The sequence below is a fragment of the Polynucleobacter sp. AP-Sanab-80-C2 genome, from assembly GCF_035012965.1.
Classification (GTDB): domain Bacteria; phylum Pseudomonadota; class Gammaproteobacteria; order Burkholderiales; family Burkholderiaceae; genus Polynucleobacter.
Genome location: NZ_JAYGQS010000004.1, coordinates 237,890 through 259,361 on the forward strand (window position 1 = coordinate 237,890; position 21,472 = coordinate 259,361).

Sequence of the window (21,472 nt, forward strand, 5' to 3'; positions counted from 1 at the left end):
CCTATTACTAAGTCATGAGTGATTTTTCACATAAGCAGTTTCAAGGGCAACTTTTTACTTTTGAACACTTAAAGCCAATTACCTTGGGCCTTGACTTGGAAATCAATCGTGTGGATCAGGCCATCCAAATTTTTGTGACATTTGGATGCCACTGCTTCACAGAAGAGTTTGACTCAAGCAAACATCGTGAAGAGCATGTCTATAGGCACCTCAGAGAATTAAGAGCCTTTGATCCACTTCGTTACCAATGCTCAAAGCATTTGCCTATAGTGATGCAGACTTTGTTAAATGGACTTATTTACCGGTCAGATAAAAGTTACACCTATGTATCGCAGATTGTGATTGATTCGCCGAATGGACCACAGCCGTATTCCATATTTTTTAGCTTAGAAAGGATGGGAAGTGCCAATGCTGTAGATTTAAAACTTTATGTCAAAAGTGCCTATATCAGCCCTTTAAAGTCTGGTAAAAATGCGCAAAAATGGCGTTTTAAGGGCTTGGTGTGTGATGTGCTGGGGGTATCTTGACAAAAGTTTTTCAGGGGGTAATAATCTTGGAAAGACAGTTCGAGAGCGAGTGAGTATACGAACTAGCTGCCTAGCAATAGGTCCTGCAAGCCAGCAGGGGTAACAGAGCCTCGCAGCGAGATCCCATAAGATCTCAAGGAAAGGGCCTTCGGGCCCTTTTTCTTTGGCTAAAAATTTACCGACACTGCCTGCAAAATCAAGGTCACCCCATAGGGGTGGCGAAGCTTACCTTGATGTGCGATGGCTAAAAGACACTATTTCGATGGTTAAGGTGACAAAAAGGAGCCTTAACCATAGAAGCAGAAGTGGGTTCATTGCAAATAAAAACCCCAGAAATATCCAAACCCCACACCAAGCACCCCAATAATCAATTCATGTAGAGAGAGCTAAACACTCTATCTACTGCTTCACATCAATGCGTTAAAGCTAGAGTCGCGCCTAGTAGCGTAGCAATGGATGGGTTCACGCTCCATCACCAGGTATTGAAGCCAACCAATTTATTAAATAACTATTGATGGGGTGGCATATGCCAATTTCAAATACAGACTTGCAAGAGTTAGCTAAGGTTTCCTTAGATGAGTACCTGCGCAATCTACCAGTCGATCAAATCGCGGTAGAGAGGCCTTTCCTTAAAAAACTCATGGAAGGGCGCAAAAGCTTATTAGGCGCAAAGCAGAACGTGGTGGAGAACATACGCAAAGAGCATGGCAGTAACTTTAGCTGGGCCTTTGGAGAGGAGACGGTGAAGTTCAATAAGCGCAATACCACTGAGCAAGCCTCATTCCCATGGCGTAGAGCAGTCGATGGCCTCTATATCGACTATGACCGTTTGTTTAGCAATGGCATCAAAGTGCGTGAGGGTGGCGCGCGAGGCTTCCAATTGGAATACAACGAGCGTGTGCAATTGATCAACCTCTTGGATGAGCAGTTAGAGGTCCTTAGAGAGGGCTTTCTCAATAAGTTAGACCTAGAACTGCACCGCGACGGCTCGCACGGCGCAGACGCCCTTGTTGGCTTAGATAGTCTAGTCAGTCTTGCTCCCGATGCCGGCACGGTAGGCGGAATCGATCGAGCCAAAGCAAGTTACTGGCGTAACTACGCAGTTAAAGACATCGCCTCAACATCGCCAGGTAACTTAGTGGGGGAGATGGAGACCGCATGGCGCCAATGCATTAAGCATGGCGGTAGCCCTGATTTCATCATCGCAGGCGGCAAGTTCATTGATACCTATCGAAAACAAGTCACCGTGACCCATATTGCTGGATCAGGTGAAACCAAGTACATCGATGCTGGCGTAGGTGCTGGAGTAAACACAGGCCTTGCCTTCAAAGGAGTGGAGATTATCTGGGACCCCCAGTTTGATGAACTCGATGCTATGGCTAATCGCACAGTGGAGTGGAGTAAGCGCTGCTACTTCCTCAATACCCGCTTTATGAAGCTACGCGATGACGACCTAGACATCGTTGCCCCAATCCGTCCGCACGACACGTTAGCCATGTACGCCATGGTGAACTTACGCTGCGCCTTATCTATTTCACGTGCCAATGCCCATGCGGTATTGGCGATTCAATAAGGAGGAAGAAATGCATAACGGCATGAACCATAAAGAACTCATTCATAGTGACTTCCAAATCAAGGAGGTGGAAGCGGTAGTACGCAGGGATGCATTTACAACCATCCATGTGCACGTACCACCTTATGAGACCAACATCCTTCGCAATCTCTTTGGGCGCGAGAACGTCACTGTCTTCGAGCGCCCATCAAAGACCACGATTACGCCAGAGCAAGAGTACGACCGCCTCTGTGCCAAGTATGGCCATGAAGTCGTAGCCAAAGTCTTTGGTGAGGATGATGGAGATCGACTAATGGAGATCGTGGAGGGCTTGATGAAAGAGGGTCAGCTTCCAGCGCAAGAGAAAGCATTAGAAGAGACTATTGATCAAGCAGGACCTCATCAAGAGTCACCAGAAACTAAAGGAGCCAAGAAACGCTAGCAGTAGGGAAGACCACCGCTAGCAGCAGGTGTTTGGGTGCGGCTGCGGGTGTTGAAGTAACCATGGTGTGTGGGCGCGCGTAACTGCGCCCCACTGCCAACACCAAAGAACAGCCTAGGCGGTAGTGGGGCGGTGGACTTCTAAATACAAGCATCAAGAAAAAAACCTATTACATGCTTCCAATCATCACCTCTCTAGTGCAAACCTTGGCCGTCAACGGCCTTGGTCTACTTGCAGGCGCCGTCCAGGCGAAAGGTAAGGAGTTCATTGAGAGCAAGATTGGGGCGCGCATTCCAGACAATCCCAGCCAGGAAGATCTCATCAAACTTAAGCAGTTAGAGGTCGAACAAGAACAACTTCTCTTGCAATACACGCTCAAGCAAAAGGAACTTGAGATAGAGGAATCCAAGCTTCTAGCGGAGATGCATCGAGCTTCTCAAGACAGCGCAACACAACGGTGGCAGTCCGATATGGGTAGCGATTCCAAACTATCGAAGAACATCAGACCGGGAACGCTCGTATACATCCTGACGGCCTACCTCTTGTTCGCTTTGCTCTCCGCCATGGGAATTGATATCAATGAGGCTTATGTAAAGCTCCTAGGAGAATGGGGGCAACTAGTCATGCTGGCTTACTTTGGCGGTAGATCGGTAGAAAAGATCTTTGAGATGCGTATGCATGGCTTAAACAAAAAAGAAGAGCAATGAGCAATTTAGTAAAAGAGCAGGCAGCATTCCTAATTGACGTCAGTCGCCTCATTCAGTTTGCAGCTGCAGAAGGATGGGTAATCACTGGTGGGGAGCTTTGGCGCTCACCAGAGCAGCAAGAGATCTATTTCAAAAGCGGTAGGTCTAAAACAATGAACAGCAATCATCTAAGGCGCTGCGCTATTGATTTCAATTTCTTCTGGAATGGAAAACTTGTCTGGGATAAAGATCTCATCCGTACGGTTGGCGAATACTGGGAAAGCCTAGACCCTAAGAATAGATGGGGTGGAAATTTCAAAGGATTTGTGGATGTGCCACATTTTGAACGGGTGTGTTGAGGTTAACCCCCAGAGGTCGGCTATCGGCCAGAAGTAGTCACTGCAATTCTAGTAACTGAACTCATTTAATTACAATTTCAGAATTAAAGAAGATAGAAATTTAAATTGTGTCTTAAATCGTATCAATCTTAGTCAATGCTATAAAGAGGCGAGAAGCCGCCCCCCAAGGTTCTTAAGTTTGTAGTTTGTCCTTGGTATATACGTGTTACTGAAATGAGTGAGTTACCTTCAAAGACATAATCCCTAATATCGACTTTAAGATCAGCCTCATTGCCATCAATCTTGATGGTTCGTTTGCTTGGTGGAATTACTTTTTGTGCAATATAGCTTTTATCCTTAATTTGACCCCATACGCCTTTAGTTAATTTATCTCCGCGATATACAGCGCGACTCCCATAGCCTTGACTGGGCTTGAAAAAGTACTCTTTACGATTGGCCCAAAGAGATTCTTCGTTTTTAGAGGAAACTTTTACAGTCTCCGGAATGTGACTCAGGAGTATTTCTTGTATAGACAAGTCAACCCCTAGGGAGTCAAGATGTTCCCGATTGCTTAAGATGCAAAGGTTATCTTTATTGGCAAATACTGCATGATTAAAGGGGTTTGGGGTGATAGCCGCATAATCTTGAAGATAAGCGTCTCTAAGCACTTCGTATGACGAATCTTGAAAATAAAAGTCAGTCGTTCGGTTGTAGATTAAGTCAATTTGAATTTTACCGAAGTAAACCTTTTTGTCTTTAATGGTGAGGCCGTCTGGAGAGGTGATCATTGTCGTGATTCCATGCTTTTGAAACAGGGCTTGGAAGAGTTGAAACTCAGGATATAAGAATTGTTCAGTTGGATTCTCATCAACGATTGCAATTGTCTTTAATTGGGCAGAAGGATCCCTATTGAAGGACCTCCACTCCTGGGTAAACATATCCAGAAAAGTCTCATAAATTTCATTGGGCATATTTCTTACTCCCAAGCGTCTCTCTACTGGCTCACAGCAATTTTTCGATGCCCCAATTTCAAGGGCAGAAATCATAGCGCCGCCTGCATTGGTATTGATTTCAATTAATTGCGGGCCATTTACCCCTAGGTGAAAATCAAATCCATAAAAAACACCACTTGTACTTTGTTGATGCCTAGCAATCAATGGTGCTTGCTCAAGAACAAATTTTTGAAATAAAGGCATTTCGCAAACTTTATAGACCGCCTTTACTAATGCTTTCATCTGATCTAAGGCGGCTTGGTCAATAAATACTCCGCTACTTGAGAGCATCGAGCCTATCGTTTTAGCGGTTGAAGCAGCAAGCTCCAGATCACTAATAAGGCGATGAACCTCAATATCTAGTTTCTGTTTGTCAACGCTGATGCAATTGCACTGTGCATTGAGTTTGGTGGCTTTATCTGACATGGATTTCGTATCTACTATCTCTTCAGTGGGGATGGTGGGGTTTCTTGTAGCACTTTACGATAAACGCACCTTCCCAAACCCAATGGATTATTCACATCTTCTTGAATTTGCTTGGGTTTATAGCCTCAATAGCTTAATAAGTTAATGCCTAGACTCAAAAAAGTGAAGGGTGAGGCTGACAAAACGCCAAATTCAGTGTAATGTTAAGAAATGCGGAAAGTATGCGTTTTCTTATGCTTAAGTTTTTTTATTAGCCTGATTCATGCGGCTAGTATGCCCGTATTCGTTTCCGATCTACACCATGCGCACCAGTCCCAAGCTGCGACTCATGCTGATAATGCTGACTCTCATATGCAGCATAAGCAATGTAACGATTGCACTTCATCGATAGAAAAGTCGGCAAAGAAAGTGGCTACAAAGTGCCATACCGCTTCTCAGTGCTGCGTTGGTATTGCTGATTTAACAGCCTCTTCTTCCGTGATTGCTCCTTTGCAGTATGCGGACAATCTACTGCCTTATGCTCCTACTTTGGCACTCGGCCAATCGCTAGGTAACATTTACAAACCCCCTCGGATTTAAATTTCCTCAGTAGTAAGTAGATTTTGGCGACTAGTCTTGTCGCTACGTTTGTCTATTGGAGAAATTATGAGCATGTTTAAAAGCATGTGGGGCAATGGAATGTTTCTATTAGCGCTCACATTACTAGGTAGTCCAGTTGCATCGGCGCAAGATGCGGCGGTAAATGGTTCTTCGGCAAAGTCTATTGCCGAGTCGCTGCAGTACACGTCAGTATTTAAAAATTATCAGCCTTATTCGGAGGAGGAGATCATTCCTTGGAAGCAGGCTAACGCTACCGTCCAAAAGATCGGCGGATGGAAAGCGTATGCCAAAGAAGCTGCTCAGGCTGATACGGCGCCAACAAGCGAAGGGCATTCAAGAAATCATCACGAGGGAGTTAAATGATGATGACTATCCCTTTTGTTAAGCGATACAGACTCGCATCAATCTTATTTGTTAGCGCTCTTACTGGATGCGCTAGTGTCAATATTGAAGAGACTTTGCAAAAAACGAATCTGGATTCGAGTAAATTTACTAATGGCCAGGTTGTTTTAGCAAAATCGTCAGATGAGCGAGATGTTCTTCAGGGAAGAGCCCAGCAGCTACTGGCAAAGAATTTAAATCAAAGCGATGCTGTTCAGCTTGCCTTAATTAATAGTCCAGCTGTTCAAGCACTCATTGCCCAAAATTGGTCTGAAGCAGCGTCTGCTGCCCAAGCAGGCAGAATGTCTAATCCCTATTTTACTTTTGAGCGAATGGTTACCAGTCCAGAGATTGAATTTAATCGCTGGCTTGTATTTGGATTATTAGATCTGATTACTTTGCCTCAACGCAAAGGAATAGCTGATAAGAGAATTGAACAAGCTCAATTGCGTTTAACGACCGAAATCATTGATCAAGTGACTTTAGTTCGCCAGGCTTGGGTTCGTGCAGTTGCAGCAGAGCAATCCCTCAAATATGCCGATCAAGTATTTCGAAGTGCAGAGGTGAGTGCTGAGTTAGCAAGGCGCATGGAGGCGGTAGGTAATCTCAATAAGATTACTCGTGCAAGGCAGCAAGCTTTTTATGCAGACTCGGCCACGCAGTTTGCTAATGCAAAACAGACTTCAGTAAGCCGTAGGGAGGAGCTTGTTCGTGCTCTTGGGCTAAGTGAAGCTCAGGCAAAAGAACTGAAATTGCCAGATCGCTTACCTGATCTACCTAAGCAACCGCCGAATACTGAATTTATTGCGCAGCAAGCCGGTGTAGAGCGGCTAGATATACGCTTGGCTACAGCAACTTTAGAGGCGGCAGCGAAAGCTCAGGGGCTTAACAACATCACTAGTTTTACCGATATTGAATTAGGCTTTGATCGCGGCACTAAATTTAATTCATCTACTGGAGAGAGTACCCCAAAGCAGGGCTATGAAATTTCGATTCGACTACCAATTTTCGATTGGGGAAATATGAGTAGGGATGCCATGAATGCCCAAACTTTAGCCGCATTTAATCGGCTAGAGGGCGTTACTCGAAACGCTAGTTCCAATTTGAGGGAGACTTACTCGGCCTATCGAACTGCATACGATATATCCCAACACTATCGAAAAGAAGTAATACCTGTACGCAAAGCCATCGCTGAAGAAAGTCAGCTTCGCTATAACGGCATGATTATTGGTGTCTTTGAGTTGATTGCCGACTCAAGAGATCAGGTCTCTGCAGTAATTGCAGCAATTAATGCTCAGCAACAATTTTGGTTAACAGATGCTGCTTTGCAGTCCTCCTTAATTGGCAGACCAACAATACTCCAGGTGCCTAGCGTTACTGGGGCGGGGATGTTAGCAAACCCTGCCGGACATTGATAAGGAAAAATAATGAGTTCAAGAAGAGATTTTTTTAAATATGCCGGTATTGCTGGCGGTGCTGTCGCGGTTGCAGCAGTTGGCCGCTATGCCTTATCTGGTGCCCCAGAATTAGTGACGCAGGTAAACGCTAATACGATGCCACCATTAACACCTAGTACAGGTCGCCCATACAATCCAGTTGTTACCTTAAATGGCTGGACATTGCCCTGGAGAATGAATGAAGGCGTTAAAGAGTTTCATTTAGTCGCTGAGCCAGTAGTGCGAGAAATGACTCCTGGATTTAAGGCGCACCTATGGGGTTACAACGGTCAAAGCCCTGGGCCAACAATCGAAGTGGTGGAAGGTGATCGAGTTCGGATATTTGTTACTAACCGGTTACCAGAGCAGACTTCAGTGCATTGGCATGGCCAAAGATTACCAAATGGTATGGATGGTGTAACAGGTTTAACTCAAAAAGGTATTCCGCCGGGAAAAACCTTTATGTACGAGTTTGTTGCTCGCCGCCCGGGGACTTTCATGTACCACCCCCATGCCGATGAAATGACGCAGATGGCAATGGGAATGATGGGTATGTGGATTACGCATCCTAAAGATCAAAATCCACTTATTGATGATGTTAATAGGGACTTTTGTTTTTTATTGAGCTCATATGACATTGATCCTGGTAGTTACACACCAAAAGTAGCCACGATGGTTGACTTCAATATATGGAGCTGGAATAGCCGCGTTTTTCCTGGCATAGATTCTTTGAATGTCGCCCTAAATGACAAGGTCCGAATCAGAGTAGGAAACTTAACAATGACCAATCATCCAATTCATCTTCATGGGCATGAGTTTTCGGTCACAGGCACTGATGGAGGCCCTGTTCCAAAAACTGCTCGTTGGCCTGAGGTAACCACTGACGTGGCTGTTGGGCAGATGCGGCAAATTGAATTTCTTGCAGATGAAGAGGGTGACTGGGCGATCCATTGCCATAAGAGCCACCACACCATGAATGCAATGGGGCATAACCTCCCCACCATGATTGGCGTTGATCATCGGGGGGTTGGCAAGAAGATCAACAGTCTGATACCTGACTATATGGTGATGGGTGAAAGGGGTATGGGTGATATGTCTGAAATGGAAATGCCTATTCCTGATAACACGGCTCGCATGATGACGGGTATGGGTCCTTTTGGGTCGGTAGAGATGGGCGGTATGTTTAGCGTATTAAAAGTACGTAAGGATCAAAAGCCTGGCGATTATGCAGATCCGGGTTGGTATAAGCATCCGGCTGGTACGGTGGCAGAGGCTTACAAAGGCGCGTTACCTGCAGCTCCAACGCAACTAAATGCTGCAAAACCTATGCAATCAACAAGACCAAGCTCTACAAAAGAAATCGAAGTGCAAGTAAGAAAGCCCAATGGGCATTCTGGACATTAATAATTAAGGAAAACAAAATGAAAAATATTCAATTTACATTGGCAGCAATTGCGATGGCAGCATCTAGTTTGGTGTTTGCGCAAGGTGCAACACAACCTGGCGGTATGGGGATGATGAATCAAGGGGCCATGAACCAAGATCCAATGGCAGCGATGTGTCAAAAAATGCATCCTGAAATGAGTCCTGATCAATGTAAGGCGATGCACGAGAATATGGCAAAAATGACTCCTGAACAAAGGGTGGCAATGTGCCAACAAATGCATCCTGAGATGAGTGCTAGTCAATGTAAGGCGATGCATGACAAGATGCAGGGATCAGGCGCAGGCATGGGGGCTATGGGTGGCATGGGCGCAATGTCTCATGACCATGGCGCTAGTGGTGGTCATGATCATGCCAGCGAAAATTCTAGTGTTGGACAGCCGGGTATTGCAGCCAAAGTAAATCGAACAATTAGAGTTCGCATGACAGACAACATGAGATTTAATCCTAGCAGTATTCAAGTCAAGCAAGGCGAAACTATCCACTTTGTAGTCAAGAATCTGGGTAAAACAAAACATGAAATGGTGCTTGGTACAGATCAAGAGCTACAAGAGCACTACAAGCAGATGATGAAGTTTCCAGAAATGGAGCATGCCGAGCCAAACATGGTTACCTTAGGCGCTGGTCAAACAGGTGAAATTATTTGGCAATTTACGAAATCTGGAAAAGTGCAATTTGCATGCCTACAACCAGGCCATTACGATGCGGGAATGAAGGGATCAATTTCGGTAGCTGGACCTAAATCTGTTTCACCAGCACAGAAAGGGGACGGCCATGGCTCCCATCAACATTAATTTAACAAGAAGGGCTATAGCAATGGGATTGGTGCTAGTGCCGTTTGCATCCCGTGCTGCCAGTGAAAAACCATTGATCACAGTATGGAAGAGTCCAACTTGTGGCTGTTGCAAGGATTGGATTACGTATGTTGAGAAAAACGGCTTTGCTACTAAAGTGATCAGCGATGGCAATGACCAGATTAGAAAGAAGATGGGTATGCCCATTCAGTTTGGGTCTTGCCATACCGCAGTCATTGATGGTTATGCAATCGAAGGTCATGTCCCAGCGAGAGAAATTAAGCGTTTATTAGCCGAGAAGCCCAATGCTGTAGGGATTGCTGTACCAGCGATGCCCATAGGCTCTCCAGGAATGGATGGTCCTGAGTATGGATCTAGAAAAGATCCTTATGACGTTTTATTGATCTCTAAAAATGGTCAATCCCAAATTTATCAATCTTATCGATAGGAATTAAATTATGAACAATCTAAAAAAATATCTGAGTGTTATTTTTCTACTATCAGGAGTAATCTTGACTCATATAGTAAGCGCCCAATCTACTGGTGCATATACGGCTGGTCAGGTACGCAAAGTTGATTTGGAGCAAGGCAAAGTCACCATTCGTCACGAGGAAATCAAGAATTTAGATATGCCCCCAATGACCATGATTTTTAACGTGAAAAACAAAACTCTTTTAAATGGTCTTAAGTCTGGAGACCAAGTGGAATTCGTAGCATCAAGCGAAGGCGGAAAGCTGTATGTCATCGAATTAAAAAAAGGAGACTGAATATGAGTCAAATTCATTTAAATGTGGCCGGCATGACCTGTGGCTCTTGTGTCAAACACGTTACCAAGGCGCTTGAATCTTTAGATGGCGTTTCTAATATCCATGTTGACTTGCAAAACGGCAAAGTTCATTTAGATAGGACGAGCCGGAAGAGTGATGATTTGATTTATGCGCTTAATGAGGATGGTTATCCATCTTCATTGGATCTTGACGGAAGCGTTCAAGTGCCACAGAAAAAATCTAGTGGTTGCTGTTGTGGTTAACACTCTCTTTAATTCCCAATTTTTTAGACATCTAAAAAGGTGACTGTTCTTAAAGACTCAAACTTCAATTAAGTAAAGGAGTAACAAATGCGTAAATATCTTATCGGTCTGTTGGCAATAGCAGCGGTATTGTTATCAGGTTGTGGGTATAACCAAATTCAGTCCCAAGATGAGCAGGTAACTTCTAGCTGGTCTGAGGTATTAAATCAATATCAGCGTAGAGCCGACCTGATTCCTAATTTAGTGAGCACCGTTAAGGGTGAGGCTAAGTTCGAACAAGATACCCTCACCAAAGTTGTAGAAGCCAGGTCTAAAGCGACCTCAATTCAAGCTACTCCTGATTTGGTAAATAACCCAGAAGCTTTCCAGAAATTCCAGCAAGCGCAAGGACAGCTCACTTCGGCTTTATCCAGACTATTAGTCGTTTCAGAAAACTACCCGATCTTACGAGCAAATCAAGGGTTTAGGGATTTGCAAGCGCAACTAGAGGGCACTGAAAATCGCATTACAGTTGCTCGTAATCGTTACATTAAATCTGTACAGGAGTACAACGTCACGATTCGCTCATTCCCATCTAACTTAACAGCAATGGTCTTTGGTTATAAAGCTAAGGCAAACTTTGCCGTTGAGAATGAAAAGGAATTAGCAACTCCTCCTAGCGTTTCATTTGATACTCCTGCGGCGAAATAACTGGAGCAACTTTCGTGACTCGCATCTTCTGGCTGCCTAAACGCCTATTCGCCTTGCTATCGCTTTTGGCGCTGCTCTGCTGGCCTCAGTTTTCTGTGGCGCAGCAGACGGTGCCAGCTTTATCAGGGCGGGTCATTGATCAAACAGGTACTCTTACACCCAGTCAGATTGGCTCTCTAGATCAAACCTTAAGTAATTTTGAGGCTAAAAAGGGTAGTCAGATTGTGGTGTTAATGGTGCAATCTACAGCCCCTGAAGCTATTGAGCAATATGCTATTCGTGTAGCTGAGCAATGGAAGATTGGACGGAAAAAAGTAGATGATGGTGCGATTCTGATTATTGCTAAAGCGGATAGAGCCCTTCGGATTGAGGTAGGTTACGGCCTTGAAGGAGTATTAACTGATGCAACTAGCAAGCGAATCATCGACCAAATCATTGTGCCCCGATTCAAACAGCAGGATTTTTATGGCGGCATTACGGATGGCCTAAACGCTGTGATTAGCGTGGTTGATGGTGAGGCGTTACCAGCGCCAAACCCAACTAATACAGAAATGCGTGACCCCGGGGATATTCGTTCGTTTTTACCAATCATTTTTATTGTGGCTTTAGTGCTTGGTGGAATCTTACGATCGATGCTCGGCAGGTTACCTGGATCCCTAGTTACTGGAGGATTTGTAGCTCTTATCGCCTGGTTTATGTTCGGTGCGTTTTCTATGGCCTTAATTGCCGGTGTTGTGGCATTGGTCGTTGCTCTATCCGGAATGGGGTTGGGTAGACATGGCTTTGGTGGCTATAGCAGTGGAGGCCATGGTGGAGGTGGTGGATTTAGTGGTGGCGGTGGCGGCTTTGGTGGCGGTGGCTCCTCGGGGAGATGGTAAGCATGAATATGAATCGATTAATAAAACATCTCTGGTCTCATAGTCGCAAGGTAGAGAAATGCTTTTCCAAGGAAGATCTTGCCGCAATAACAAATGCGATTCGAGATAGTGAGGCTCAACATTCGGGTCAAATCTGTTTTGCCGTGGAAGGTGCCCTGGATACGCTTGCCTTGTTAAAAGACTTAAGCCCTAGAGATCGTGCAATTGAAGTCTTTACCAATCTCAGAGTTTGGGATACCGAGCACAATAATGGGGTGCTCATTTATATTTTATTAGCCGATCATGCTGTAGAGATAATTGCCGATAGAGGCATTCATTCAAATGCGGATGCCAGTGCGTGGGATGTTATTTGTCATGAGATCGAATCCAAATTTGCGCTCAATGAATATCAGGCTGGCATTTTGTCTGGAATTGAAATGGTGAGTCAACTATTGCAAAGTCAATTCCCAGGTAAATCATCTTCAGATAATGAAATCCCAGATACGCCAGTTTTAATGAATTAGGTAAACAAGGATTTGCAATGAGTAAGCACAATGAGAACAATCATCATGAGCATGGACACGATCACTCCCATCACGAACATTCTTCAGATGAAAATTCCTTGAAGGATCCTGTTTGTGGGATGACGGTCACTTCTCAGTCTAAGCATAGTTACTCGCTTAAGAATATTGCGTATTACTTTTGCAGCAATGGTTGTAAAGAAAAATTTATTGGAGCGCCCAGCAAGTATCTAGATGGGGGACTAAAGGACTCAGAGTCGCCTGCTTCGGTGGCCGGCACAATTTATACCTGCCCCATGCATCCGCAAATTCGGCAGAATCAACCAGGTAATTGCCCAATTTGTGGAATGAGTTTAGAGCCTCTGTTGCCTGAATTAGAGGAAGAAGAAAATCCAGAATTAGTTGATTTTCAAAGACGATTTTGGTGGACGCTGCCTTTGACGACAGTGGTGACTGTCCTTGCGATGTTTGGCCATAAACTTAATCTACTAGAGTCTCAAACCCAAACCTGGGTTGAATTATTCCTATCCCTACCAATTGTTTTATGGGCAGGATGGCCATTCTTTCATCGTGGCTGGCAATCCATAGCCAATCGTAGTCCAAATATGTGGACTTTGATTGGATTGGGAACAGGTGCTGCATTTTTTTATAGCGTTGTTGCTACGGTAGCTCCACAAGTATTTCCTGCTTCCTTTATGTCTATGGGCAGGATTGGTGTGTATTTTGAGGCAGCCGCCGTCATTATTTCATTGACTCTGCTTGGTCAGGTGTTGGAACTAAAGGCACGCTCACAAACTTCTGCGGCAATTAAATCCTTGTTGGGCTTAGCGCCCAAAACAGCCAGAAGAATTAAGGCAGATGGATCCGAGGAAGACATCCCCTTATCAAATGTGCATATTGAAGACTTATTGAGGGTGCGCCCAGGTGAAAAAGTGCCTGTTGATGGCGTCATTGTTGAAGGCTCTAGTGCGCTTGATGAATCCATGCTTACCGGAGAGCCATTGCCAGTTACTAAGCGTATCGGTGATCGTGTCATTGGAGCAACGATGAATACCAATGGCGCATTGATTATTAAGGCCGAGCGTGTTGGTTCATCAACCATGCTGGCTCAAATTGTGCAAATGGTAGCTCAAGCCCAACGCTCCAGAGCGCCAATGCAGCGAATGGCAGATATTGTTGCGGGATATTTTGTAGTAACGGTTGTAGCGATAGCTTTACTGACTTTTTTCATTTGGGGGATCTTTGGCCCCGAACCAAGTTGGGTCTTTGGTTTAATCAATGCGGTCTCTGTATTAATTATTGCGTGTCCTTGCGCCCTAGGTCTTGCTACACCAATGTCGATTATGGTGGCTACTGGTAAGGGGGCGACAAAAGGAATTTTGTTCCGTGATGCTGCGGCCATTGAAAATCTTCGTAAGGTGAACACCCTCATTATTGATAAAACAGGCACCTTAACAGAGGGTAAGCCAATTTTTGATAGAGTCATTGCCGCCCCCAGCTTTGATGGCAATGAGGTCTTAAGGCTTGCGGCAAGCCTTGATCAGGGTAGTGAGCATCCTCTTGCCGATGCGATTGTTCGTGCTGCAAGAGATGGTAATTTGCCCCTGGAGAAACCTGAAAACTTTGAATCTAGTTCAGGAATTGGAGTTCAAGGTAGCGTTGGCTTGTTTCATTTGGCGTTGGGTAATACTGCATTGATGGATAAGCTGGGAGTTTCTGTTGATATTTTGAAAGCCCAAGCAGAGGAGCTCCGCTCTGAAGGCGCTAGCGTGATGCATTTAGCTATCAACGGAAAGCTTGCTGGACTTTTAGCTGTCTCTGATCCTATTAAGGCTACTACGCCAGAGGCTTTGCAAACCTTAAAAGAGGCGGGATTGCGAATTGTGATGGCAACTGGAGATGGATTAACAACTGCTAAATCTGTTGGCAAGCGCCTTGGGATTGAAGAGGTCTATGGAGAGGTTAAGCCAGCAGATAAGCTCGAATTGGTAACTCGACTACAAAATGAAGGTCGGATTGTTGCAATGGCAGGTGATGGCATCAATGATGCTCCGGCTTTAGCAAAAGCCAATGTTGGTATTGCTATGGGCACCGGTACTGACGTTGCTATGAATAGCGCCCAAATTACTTTAGTGAAGGGTGATCTCAGGGGTATTGCGATTGCTAAGTCGCTTTCAGACGATACGGTAGGCAATATGAAGCAAAACCTAGTGTTTGCGTTTCTTTATAACGCACTGGGCATTCCTATTTCTGCTGGTCTCTTATATCCTTTCACTGGATGGTTACTCTCACCATTAATTGCTGCACTTGCCATGAGCTTGAGCTCAGCCTCGGTCATTACAAATGCGTTACGTTTAAGGAGAAATTAATCATGGAAAAGTCATTTCATCCATTCTCTGAGTTATTCCTTCAATTAGGACTACCTTCTGATGGTAATAGTATTAAGGCATTCATTGATCGGCATGCGCCTTTAGATGAAGCGATTGAATTAGCGGATGCACCATTCTGGACACCATCTCAAGCAAGGCTTCTTCGTGATGAGTTGCTTTTAGATGCTGATTGGGCCGAGATTGTGGATCAGTTAAATAAAGACTTACGTTAAGCAGGTCGCTCAGTTTTGGGTGAGAGTTAGCGTACTCAGATTATTGAATTGATGGTCTGCTTTGGGTCGATAGTGGACTAATGATTCAAGCGCTTTTCGATAAAATTTCCCCAATCGCCCATCAAGCAAGCCCGCTTCTCTAGTTGATCCTGTCTTCTATATGCTGCTTCAGCCTTGTTTTGAATCGTATGGGCTAAAGCTAGCTCGACAGTCTCGTTTGAGTATTCCGTCGTCTCAGCCGCCCAATCCCTAAAGGTTGATCTAAAGCCATGAGGAACATAGTCTGAATATTTGGGCATTTTTCTCATCATTGCAAGTAGAGCCATATTTGATAGAGCGCGCTCCTTATGCAGGGAGCTAGGGAATAAATAGGAGTTCACTCTGATTGTCTTCAGTTGCTCAATGATTTCCATCGCCCTAGTATTGAGCGGTACTCGATGCTCCTTGCCAGCTTTCATTCGCTCAGCAGGAATGGTCCAAACCCTAGCTTCCAAATCAAATTCACTCCATTTCGCTTCAATCACTTCACTAGTGCGCGTAGCAGTAAGAATCAGTAATTCGAGCGCATAAGCGGAGTAGCCGGTATGAGTTCGTAAATCGCTTATGAATTCACCAATTCTTTGAAACGGTAGGGCGGGGTGGTGGACTACTTTCTTGATCTTGTTGGCCTTAGGCAGTAGATGGCATAGGGCTCCTTGATAGCGTGCTGGATTATCTCCGCTAATGTATCTATGAGCCTTGCACCAATCAAGAATTACCTCAATACGCTGACGAACCCTTGTTGCAGTCTCAGTTCTGACCTTCCAGAAAGTTCCTTCTACCTCACCACTTTTCTTCTTAATCTCCTGCTCGAGTAATTTAACTATGTGAGTAGTAGTTATCTGATCGACCTTCAGTTTCCCAATAATTGGAAGGGCATAAGCCTTAATTGTGCTTACCCATTGGTCTTTATGTTTTGAGTTTGACCATTCAGCTTGTTTGGTTTTGATGCATCTGTCAGCTGCATCCGCAAAGGTAATTGAATTATTACTCGCTTCGATTGCTTTAGTGCGCTTAGCTATTCTCTGTTCGAGAGGGTCGATTCCATCCAGGATTGAACGCCGTAAATCCAAGGCCTTTAACCGAGCATTAGCTAGCGAAAATGATTCCAGTGAGCCTATGCCCATTTCCCGTCTTTTCAGTGTTACAGGGCTTGAGAAGCGAAAAATCCAGCTTTTAGTGATTGAGCCTTTGAACTTGGTTATCTGGAGATAGAGGCCTTTATTATCCGGATCAGCATGGTAACCAGGCATTGCAAGTGAGATAATTCCACGAGCAGTGAAGTTACTTTTTCGGCTATTGCCAGGTCCTTTCTCTTCAGAATTGGAGCTCAATCTACCCACCATCCTACCCACCAGTTAAACCAAGATTGTAGTGAATCGGGATGGGCTAGATAGGAGTAGGGTTGCTCTTAAGCCTATATAAATAAAGGGATTTATGGGTATTGGTGGATTTTCCAGGAGGGTCTAGATTTAGATCTCGTCTCCGCCAGTACTTTATATAAATCAAGGACTTAAGAGTCCTTTTTTTATTTTGTACCAACATTGGTACCATAAAATTAAACAAAAAAAGACTTATTAGCTTCAAGCTATTGATGTAATTTGGTCTTTTAGATACAACACAAATAAAGCAATTGGTATAAAAACAATTAAAAGCATATCGCCGAAGTCAAAATCGGGCGCCAAATCTAAAGCCTGATTAATTTAAAGTAAGAGACAGCCCTTTTTCTACTTATGGAAGACAGTGGGCTTATTAAAAAGTATGTAATTCAAGGCGGCAATGAGTATCAAAAGAAGCAATCCAATGCCTACCGCTCGATAAAGTTCATAGATTATGTGAGAGCTAGTTAGGGCTTCATAAGAACCTATGCATGTGCCCACCAAAATTAATAAGGTGCAAACATTTAATAAGCGCCTAAAGATATTCATCATTTGGGTATCTTATCCTGTGGAACTATATCCATCAAGACAAGACGATAGAGGGCATGGCAAAACCATCCCCCTCGCACGCTGGATGCCCAGTTCTAGTTGATTTGGGTAAAAGGATTCGCTTTATTCGTGAAAAGCAGGGGCTATCCCAAGAATCCGTAGCATTTACCAGTGGATTAGACCGTTCATATTACGGTGGAGTAGAGCGAGGTGACCACAATGTTGCTGTTGTGAATCTAGAAAAAATTGCTAATGCATTAGGTGTTGGGATTAAGGATTTTTTTGGAAAACGCTAATAAACACCCGCTTTAGATATACATAAAGCGTCAGAAGCATAAAGAGAAGTGCGCTGACCACAAAGCCCAGCATAACCCCAACAGTTCTTCTAACACCCTGAACAATTGCGTCTTGGTCATTTGTAACCTCTACTCTTGGTGGATAGCCCAATAACTTTTCTATCCAAAAATACAAACATATAAGCAAAAACAAGCTTAATGAGTAGATAAAGGCTTTTTTGAGTGACATGGTTTGATTATAGGTATTGATGTTGTTGTTTTCTTATGGGTATCATATCCTTCATGTTCATTTAAGATTCAATCACCAATCAATATGAAGAGAGTCATTACTGCAATCTCCATAGTTCTTGTACTCACAGGTTGCGGCGTTGTTACCGCAAATAAAAATTCAAGCGCTCTTTTGAGCTTGAGTGCAGGCGACACTAAAGAGCAACTTCTTGCTTTAATGGGGCAACCAAAGAGTCGTGAAGTCTATGGCAAGAACGAGTATTGGTTTTATAAGACAGGTGTTAGTGGTGATGACAGATTGGCTTACACACCTGTTCTCTTAAATGATGGAAGAGTTGTTGGATGGGGCAACAACTATTACAAAGATATTAGGAATTCAGAAAGTGTTTCTCCAGCCCCTGTTGGAGGTGGCGGTGGAGTATTAATGGTTCCAAATCCTGCTCCAGTGAGGTCTTATAGCGAGCCACCAATGGTCTTACCAAGACAGCCTGCGTTTTTGCCAAATCAGCCACAATTGCCTGTGCAAAATCCTAGCGTTACTTGTTCGCCAAGTGCTTTTGGTTCGGTAACCTGTAGGTGAGAATTGCATTAATCAAACCAAAGAAATTGTTTCTTGGTGGTTTGGTAGACCCTATTACAGAAGTCTTCTTTAGATTCTCCTGCCTGCCTAAAAAGCCCCTCGGACTCACTCCATGTGCAATCCTTCCAACCCATATAGTAGATTTTGGTTGCTTCAGGCTTTAGCTTATTAGTCAGCCTCTGTAGGCGCCTTTTGAGCGTCATTTAGCACCCTCTAAATGGGCTAATTCGAGGTCTTTAAGGCGTTGCTCTATTTCGGTGACCTCGTATGCTTTAAGAATGTTTATCAGCATGTAAACGAGTTTTGTGCCGTTGCTGGGCAAAATTTTGTTGCACCTAGTTTCACGATAGACTTTTGCCATTTCCCTTCTTATATCTTCTGATGTTGCTAGATTGATACGAGGGGTGGGGTCATCAATAACTTCAGTATCTGTATGCATAGTCGGTCAATATATTGTGCAGAGTAATTGGGCTGAATATGGTTGTGGAAGGGGATAGCTTGGTTAGAGCCTTTTTATTAAATACATGACACGACTCATCAAGCCAATGTCATTAAAACCTCTAATGCAGTACAACTTCATTGAAACCTGTCTTTAGGAGGTAATTCAACCAGCCGCTATCTTGATATGGGGTGACATGAATATCGCCCTTAATCCAATCCATTTTTTTGCAGGCTTTATTCAGCTCTATTAATAAAGCATCTTTATGGGACTCGCTGTCACTACCTATAGCGAAGTGCAGGTGAGGTCGCTTCTCTAACTCCCCAACTTCCATACAAAAAATCCCATTCAGCTTGGCGCGGCCATAACGGTACTTTCTTTTAAATATCCCCTTATTTACCAACGATAAATAATGTCGTCCAGTTTGTTCAAATATTTGAGGGGTAATGTAGGTTTGATAAATTGGATGGCGCTTTTTCAGATTCATAGTTATTGCCCATTGAAACGGCCCCTGACTATGAAGAAATGTAGCCCAATCATTGATTGTGGGATTCATTATTGAATGCTATTCATCCATTGATTAACTTCTTCCATTCGCCATGCGGTCATGTTTTGACCTAGCTTGACTGGCTTTGGGAATGTGCCAGCTTTGACCTTGCGCCATAAAGTAGGGGCTGAAAAGCCTACTAGGTTAAGCAACCCTTTTTGGCGAATAAATCCTTGTTTTGGTTCCACTTGAAATCTCCTTATGTAGCAAGAAGACTCAAGTAAGCCTAGGACTAATTAATTTGTGAATTTAGTCCCAAGTTATTTTTTGAATTGCAGAAATTTACTTCGCTCCGACTTAACCAGCTCATTCCACTCTTTATCGGATTTACGGCAGTGCTTTGCGTATTTGTAGCAGAATGCATCATGCTTTTGCTTATAAATTTTCCTAAATTGCTCTTCGCTATTGAGTATGAAGGGTCTCCATAATGGGTCTTTTTCTAGTTCATGGATTACTGCCTTCAGAGTTGGCTTGCTAGACCTTCTAGCATCAACTTCAACTTTAATGATTGCACCAAGTAATTGGCTCCATTGTTGCTTGACACCTTTTGTGTGTTTAATCTTTAGCTTTGAATGGTACTTTTCGACAACGCTAAATAAAAGTTCACCAATAGAAGCGGTGCCAAATTCCTTAACTAATTCGGTCAGGATGTGTTCTTCATATCGCTTTTGCGCAATTTTTTTCTTATCAACAGAATCTTGACCTCGGACATAATCGGCTGGGGTAAGGGCTTCAGGTTTCTTAATCATGCTGATTTGGCCATTTGAATTGATACGACATTCTTATCGTTTTGCTTAACTGCCACATAAGGACTATTTGCGAAGTTAGACCAGTCTTGCATGATGGTTCTACGCCTTTCCAAGCCATCACTTCGTTGGTAAGCCTTATAAACGGAATCGCCAACTTCATGCATCATGGATAGTTCTGCTAACTCCGATGAGTAAGTTGTCTGTTCAAGACACCAAACCCTGAAGGTTGACCTAAAGCCATGCGGTACAGCCTTATCAGTAAATTCTTTATTAGTGTACATATCACGCATTAGCTTGCTAATAGTGCTATCAGATAGCTTTTTTAGTGTGGCTGATGGGAAGAGAAGGTTTGTATCTTCAAATCTTTCCAAATTGTTTAAAAGCTCTATGGCTTGAGTAGATAGCGGCACAGTATGGTCACGCTTCTTGGTCTTGGTAAACGCTTTGGGAACTGTCCAAACCTTCTTATCGAGGTCTATTTGACTCCATGTGGCTGACCTTACAGAATCAGACCGCACGGCCGTGAGGATAAGAAACTCCAATGCTTTAGCGCTCATAGTGTCGTGTTTGCGTAGCGCCAGTATGAAGTCGTGTAGCTTGGAGTAGGGTAGGGAATCCATATGTTCAACCACCTTAAGTTTCTTTGGTGATTGGTAAATGGAATCCAAAAAGCCATCCCATATTGCTGGATTTGATTTATCTCTGTAACCACTAACAATGGCGTAATCAATAATGGATTTGATACGACCTTGAACTCTTGATGCAGTTTCAGTTTTTGTTTTCCATATTGGGTCAAGTACTGCCTTGATGTTTGCAATTCCAATATCACCAACAAGCATCTTGCCTATAAATGGATAAGCGTATGTTTTTAGGGTTGATTCCCATTGCTTGCTATGTTTCTTGTTATTGAAGCTTCTAGTAGCTAGAAAAAGGTTGGCACACTCTTCAAAGGTTCTTGCTTTAGCGCGTTCAGCAATTAGAGTGCTTTTGATGGTCTTTTTGGCTTGGATTGGGTCAACACCTGTGCTGATTTCATTTTTAAGCCTTCTAGCACCTTCAATTGCTTGGGCTAAAGTCACCGCTGGATAGCTACCAAGCCCCATCTTTCTACGCTGACCGCCATAGGCAATCCTAAATACCCAGCTTTTAGTGCCTTCCTTGGTAATGTTCAATCCAAGGCCTGAAACAGTCCCTACAGCGTGGAATCCTTCCTTCTCAAGCCGTTTTACTTCGATAGCAGTCAGTTGCTTGGCTATTTTGGGCATTTTTGTACCTTCTATGTACCAAAAATTTATGTAATTAGATGATATGGTTTGATATGGCTAGAGTCAAATAGTCCAATAGAATAG

General features: G+C 43.8%; 28 protein-coding genes. 20 read left to right on the top strand and 8 right to left on the bottom strand.

The window, feature by feature from the left end; genetic code table 11:
* The first annotated feature begins 14 nt into the window (after positions 1 to 14).
* From VC178_RS08300 to VC178_RS08320, 5 genes are all read left to right on the top strand, one after another.
* The gene (locus tag VC178_RS08300; RefSeq protein WP_323482187.1) at positions 15 to 527 is read left to right on the top strand and encodes a hypothetical protein; all 513 of its coding nucleotides are present in this window, start codon (positions 15 to 17) and stop codon (positions 525 to 527) included.
* Between the two features lie 526 nt (positions 528 to 1,053).
* Entirely contained in the window at positions 1,054 to 2,100 is a 1,047-nt protein-coding gene (locus VC178_RS08305) for a phage major capsid protein (RefSeq protein ID WP_215314594.1), read from the top strand.
* Positions 2,101 to 2,110: 10 nt separating this feature from the next.
* Positions 2,111 to 2,521: a hypothetical protein gene (locus VC178_RS08310; RefSeq protein ID WP_323482188.1), complete on the top strand. Its 411-nt coding sequence runs from the start codon at positions 2,111 to 2,113 to the stop codon at positions 2,519 to 2,521.
* Between the two features lie 173 nt (positions 2,522 to 2,694).
* Positions 2,695 to 3,228, top strand: a complete 534-nt coding sequence (locus VC178_RS08315) for a hypothetical protein (RefSeq protein WP_323482189.1) — start codon at positions 2,695 to 2,697, stop codon at positions 3,226 to 3,228.
* Positions 3,225 to 3,566, top strand: coding sequence for a M15 family metallopeptidase (locus tag VC178_RS08320; RefSeq protein ID WP_293598183.1), 342 nt, complete (start codon positions 3,225 to 3,227; stop codon positions 3,564 to 3,566). Before VC178_RS08315 ends, VC178_RS08320 begins: the two co-directional genes overlap by 4 nt.
* A gap of 128 nt (positions 3,567 to 3,694) precedes the next feature.
* Here VC178_RS08320 and VC178_RS08325 read toward each other — a convergent pair whose 3' ends face one another.
* On the bottom strand, positions 3,695 to 4,963 hold the full coding sequence (locus VC178_RS08325) for a hypothetical protein (RefSeq protein ID WP_323482190.1): 1,269 nt from the start codon (positions 4,961 to 4,963) through the stop codon (positions 3,695 to 3,697).
* Positions 4,964 to 5,236: 273 nt separating this feature from the next.
* Between VC178_RS08325 and VC178_RS08330 the strand changes: the two genes are divergently transcribed.
* The 13 genes from VC178_RS08330 to VC178_RS08390 all read left to right on the top strand — a co-directional run bounded on the left by VC178_RS08330 (position 5,237) and on the right by VC178_RS08390 (position 15,317).
* Positions 5,237 to 5,542, top strand: a complete 306-nt coding sequence (locus VC178_RS08330; protein WP_315129811.1) for a hypothetical protein — start codon at positions 5,237 to 5,239, stop codon at positions 5,540 to 5,542.
* 66 nt (positions 5,543 to 5,608) lie between these two features.
* Complete coding sequence (locus tag VC178_RS08335; RefSeq protein ID WP_323482191.1) at positions 5,609 to 5,926, top strand: hypothetical protein; 318 nt, start codon at positions 5,609 to 5,611, stop codon at positions 5,924 to 5,926.
* On the top strand, positions 5,926 to 7,359 hold the full coding sequence (locus VC178_RS08340) for a TolC family protein (RefSeq protein ID WP_323482225.1): 1,434 nt from the start codon (positions 5,926 to 5,928) through the stop codon (positions 7,357 to 7,359). The genes VC178_RS08335 and VC178_RS08340 overlap by 1 nt, the downstream gene beginning before the upstream one ends.
* 12 nt (positions 7,360 to 7,371) lie before the next feature.
* Entirely contained in the window at positions 7,372 to 8,784 is a 1,413-nt protein-coding gene (locus tag VC178_RS08345; RefSeq protein WP_215386691.1) for a multicopper oxidase family protein, read from the top strand.
* Between the two features lie 326 nt (positions 8,785 to 9,110).
* Entirely contained in the window at positions 9,111 to 9,617 is a 507-nt protein-coding gene (locus VC178_RS08350; RefSeq protein ID WP_215350260.1) for a cupredoxin domain-containing protein, read from the top strand.
* Complete coding sequence (locus tag VC178_RS08355; RefSeq protein WP_323482192.1) at positions 9,598 to 10,065, top strand: DUF411 domain-containing protein; 468 nt, start codon at positions 9,598 to 9,600, stop codon at positions 10,063 to 10,065. The genes VC178_RS08350 and VC178_RS08355 overlap by 20 nt, the downstream gene beginning before the upstream one ends.
* A gap of 64 nt (positions 10,066 to 10,129) precedes the next feature.
* Positions 10,130 to 10,384 carry a copper-binding protein gene (locus VC178_RS08360; RefSeq protein ID WP_172793423.1) on the top strand — a complete coding sequence of 85 codons (255 nt, stop codon included), beginning with the start codon at positions 10,130 to 10,132 and terminating at the stop codon, positions 10,382 to 10,384.
* A gap of 2 nt (positions 10,385 to 10,386) precedes the next feature.
* Positions 10,387 to 10,647: a heavy-metal-associated domain-containing protein gene (locus VC178_RS08365; RefSeq protein ID WP_323482193.1), complete on the top strand. Its 261-nt coding sequence runs from the start codon at positions 10,387 to 10,389 to the stop codon at positions 10,645 to 10,647.
* Between the two features lie 87 nt (positions 10,648 to 10,734).
* Entirely contained in the window at positions 10,735 to 11,337 is a 603-nt protein-coding gene (locus VC178_RS08370) for a LemA family protein (protein WP_323482194.1), read from the top strand.
* A gap of 14 nt (positions 11,338 to 11,351) precedes the next feature.
* Positions 11,352 to 12,215 (top strand): YgcG family protein, encoded by an 864-nt coding sequence (locus VC178_RS08375; RefSeq protein WP_323482195.1) that lies wholly within the window; start codon positions 11,352 to 11,354, stop codon positions 12,213 to 12,215.
* Between the two features lie 2 nt (positions 12,216 to 12,217).
* On the top strand, positions 12,218 to 12,718 hold the full coding sequence (locus VC178_RS08380; protein WP_015421812.1) for a TPM domain-containing protein: 501 nt from the start codon (positions 12,218 to 12,220) through the stop codon (positions 12,716 to 12,718).
* Positions 12,719 to 12,735: 17 nt separating this feature from the next.
* A complete protein-coding gene (locus tag VC178_RS08385; RefSeq protein ID WP_323482196.1) occupies positions 12,736 to 15,084 on the top strand; it encodes a heavy metal translocating P-type ATPase in 2,349 nt (782 codons plus the stop codon).
* A 2-nt stretch (positions 15,085 to 15,086) separates the two neighbouring features.
* Positions 15,087 to 15,317: a DUF2789 family protein gene (locus tag VC178_RS08390; RefSeq protein WP_062310083.1), complete on the top strand. Its 231-nt coding sequence runs from the start codon at positions 15,087 to 15,089 to the stop codon at positions 15,315 to 15,317.
* A gap of 77 nt (positions 15,318 to 15,394) precedes the next feature.
* On the opposite strand, the gene VC178_RS08395 is transcribed toward VC178_RS08390, so the two are convergent.
* Complete coding sequence (locus tag VC178_RS08395) at positions 15,395 to 16,690, bottom strand: tyrosine-type recombinase/integrase (protein ID WP_323482197.1); 1,296 nt, start codon at positions 16,688 to 16,690, stop codon at positions 15,395 to 15,397.
* 650 nt (positions 16,691 to 17,340) lie between these two features.
* On the opposite strand from VC178_RS08395, the gene VC178_RS08400 reads away from it, so the two are divergent.
* The gene (locus tag VC178_RS08400; RefSeq protein WP_323482198.1) at positions 17,341 to 17,580 is read left to right on the top strand and encodes a helix-turn-helix transcriptional regulator; all 240 of its coding nucleotides are present in this window, start codon (positions 17,341 to 17,343) and stop codon (positions 17,578 to 17,580) included.
* Here VC178_RS08400 and VC178_RS08405 read toward each other — a convergent pair.
* Positions 17,555 to 17,809 (bottom strand): hypothetical protein, encoded by a 255-nt coding sequence (locus tag VC178_RS08405; RefSeq protein WP_323482199.1) that lies wholly within the window; start codon positions 17,807 to 17,809, stop codon positions 17,555 to 17,557. The two genes, VC178_RS08400 and VC178_RS08405, sit on opposite strands and share 26 nt — an antisense overlap.
* Positions 17,810 to 17,893: 84 nt before the next feature.
* Between VC178_RS08405 and VC178_RS08410 the strand changes: the two genes are divergently transcribed.
* Entirely contained in the window at positions 17,894 to 18,388 is a 495-nt protein-coding gene (locus VC178_RS08410; RefSeq protein WP_323482200.1) for a DUF3192 domain-containing protein, read from the top strand.
* A gap of 199 nt (positions 18,389 to 18,587) precedes the next feature.
* Here VC178_RS08410 and VC178_RS08415 read toward each other — a convergent pair whose 3' ends face one another.
* From VC178_RS08415 to VC178_RS08435, 5 genes are all read right to left on the bottom strand, one after another.
* Complete coding sequence (locus tag VC178_RS08415; RefSeq protein ID WP_323482201.1) at positions 18,588 to 18,827, bottom strand: hypothetical protein; 240 nt, start codon at positions 18,825 to 18,827, stop codon at positions 18,588 to 18,590.
* A 121-nt stretch (positions 18,828 to 18,948) separates the two neighbouring features.
* Positions 18,949 to 19,383, bottom strand: coding sequence for a hypothetical protein (locus VC178_RS08420; protein WP_323482202.1), 435 nt, complete (start codon positions 19,381 to 19,383; stop codon positions 18,949 to 18,951).
* Positions 19,383 to 19,562, bottom strand: coding sequence for a helix-turn-helix transcriptional regulator (locus VC178_RS08425; protein ID WP_323482203.1), 180 nt, complete (start codon positions 19,560 to 19,562; stop codon positions 19,383 to 19,385). Before VC178_RS08425 ends, VC178_RS08420 begins: the two co-directional genes overlap by 1 nt.
* Before the next feature lie 72 nt (positions 19,563 to 19,634).
* Positions 19,635 to 20,123, bottom strand: coding sequence for a hypothetical protein (locus VC178_RS08430; RefSeq protein ID WP_323482204.1), 489 nt, complete (start codon positions 20,121 to 20,123; stop codon positions 19,635 to 19,637).
* Positions 20,120 to 21,388: a tyrosine-type recombinase/integrase gene (locus tag VC178_RS08435; RefSeq protein WP_323482205.1), complete on the bottom strand. Its 1,269-nt coding sequence runs from the start codon at positions 21,386 to 21,388 to the stop codon at positions 20,120 to 20,122. The genes VC178_RS08430 and VC178_RS08435 overlap by 4 nt, the downstream gene beginning before the upstream one ends.
* Between the last annotated feature and the right edge of the window lie 84 nt (positions 21,389 to 21,472).

What these genes read in the sequence shown, in the direction of transcription:
- VC178_RS08300 (WP_323482187.1), top strand. Translation starts at nt 15, where the DNA reads ATGAGTGATTTTTCACATAAGCAGTTTCAAGGGCAACTTTTTACTTTT.
- VC178_RS08305 (WP_215314594.1), top strand. Translation starts at nt 1,054, where the DNA reads ATGCCAATTTCAAATACAGACTTGCAAGAGTTAGCTAAGGTTTCCTTA.
- VC178_RS08310 (WP_323482188.1), top strand. Translation starts at nt 2,111, where the DNA reads ATGCATAACGGCATGAACCATAAAGAACTCATTCATAGTGACTTCCAA.
- VC178_RS08315 (WP_323482189.1), top strand. Translation starts at nt 2,695, where the DNA reads ATGCTTCCAATCATCACCTCTCTAGTGCAAACCTTGGCCGTCAACGGC.
- VC178_RS08320 (WP_293598183.1), top strand. Translation starts at nt 3,225, where the DNA reads ATGAGCAATTTAGTAAAAGAGCAGGCAGCATTCCTAATTGACGTCAGT.
- VC178_RS08325 (WP_323482190.1), bottom strand. Translation starts at nt 4,963, where the DNA reads ATGTCAGATAAAGCCACCAAACTCAATGCACAGTGCAATTGCATCAGC.
- VC178_RS08330 (WP_315129811.1), top strand. Translation starts at nt 5,237, where the DNA reads ATGCCCGTATTCGTTTCCGATCTACACCATGCGCACCAGTCCCAAGCT.
- VC178_RS08335 (WP_323482191.1), top strand. Translation starts at nt 5,609, where the DNA reads ATGAGCATGTTTAAAAGCATGTGGGGCAATGGAATGTTTCTATTAGCG.
- VC178_RS08340 (WP_323482225.1), top strand. Translation starts at nt 5,926, where the DNA reads ATGATGACTATCCCTTTTGTTAAGCGATACAGACTCGCATCAATCTTA.
- VC178_RS08345 (WP_215386691.1), top strand. Translation starts at nt 7,372, where the DNA reads ATGAGTTCAAGAAGAGATTTTTTTAAATATGCCGGTATTGCTGGCGGT.
- VC178_RS08350 (WP_215350260.1), top strand. Translation starts at nt 9,111, where the DNA reads ATGGGGGCTATGGGTGGCATGGGCGCAATGTCTCATGACCATGGCGCT.
- VC178_RS08355 (WP_323482192.1), top strand. Translation starts at nt 9,598, where the DNA reads ATGGCTCCCATCAACATTAATTTAACAAGAAGGGCTATAGCAATGGGA.
- VC178_RS08365 (WP_323482193.1), top strand. Translation starts at nt 10,387, where the DNA reads ATGAGTCAAATTCATTTAAATGTGGCCGGCATGACCTGTGGCTCTTGT.
- VC178_RS08370 (WP_323482194.1), top strand. Translation starts at nt 10,735, where the DNA reads ATGCGTAAATATCTTATCGGTCTGTTGGCAATAGCAGCGGTATTGTTA.
- VC178_RS08380 (WP_015421812.1), top strand. Translation starts at nt 12,218, where the DNA reads ATGAATATGAATCGATTAATAAAACATCTCTGGTCTCATAGTCGCAAG.
- VC178_RS08385 (WP_323482196.1), top strand. Translation starts at nt 12,736, where the DNA reads ATGAGTAAGCACAATGAGAACAATCATCATGAGCATGGACACGATCAC.
- VC178_RS08390 (WP_062310083.1), top strand. Translation starts at nt 15,087, where the DNA reads ATGGAAAAGTCATTTCATCCATTCTCTGAGTTATTCCTTCAATTAGGA.
- VC178_RS08400 (WP_323482198.1), top strand. Translation starts at nt 17,341, where the DNA reads ATGGCAAAACCATCCCCCTCGCACGCTGGATGCCCAGTTCTAGTTGAT.
- VC178_RS08405 (WP_323482199.1), bottom strand. Translation starts at nt 17,809, where the DNA reads ATGTCACTCAAAAAAGCCTTTATCTACTCATTAAGCTTGTTTTTGCTT.
- VC178_RS08410 (WP_323482200.1), top strand. Translation starts at nt 17,894, where the DNA reads ATGAAGAGAGTCATTACTGCAATCTCCATAGTTCTTGTACTCACAGGT.
- VC178_RS08415 (WP_323482201.1), bottom strand. Translation starts at nt 18,827, where the DNA reads ATGCATACAGATACTGAAGTTATTGATGACCCCACCCCTCGTATCAAT.
- VC178_RS08420 (WP_323482202.1), bottom strand. Translation starts at nt 19,383, where the DNA reads ATGAATCCCACAATCAATGATTGGGCTACATTTCTTCATAGTCAGGGG.
- VC178_RS08430 (WP_323482204.1), bottom strand. Translation starts at nt 20,123, where the DNA reads ATGATTAAGAAACCTGAAGCCCTTACCCCAGCCGATTATGTCCGAGGT.
- VC178_RS08435 (WP_323482205.1), bottom strand. Translation starts at nt 21,388, where the DNA reads ATGCCCAAAATAGCCAAGCAACTGACTGCTATCGAAGTAAAACGGCTT.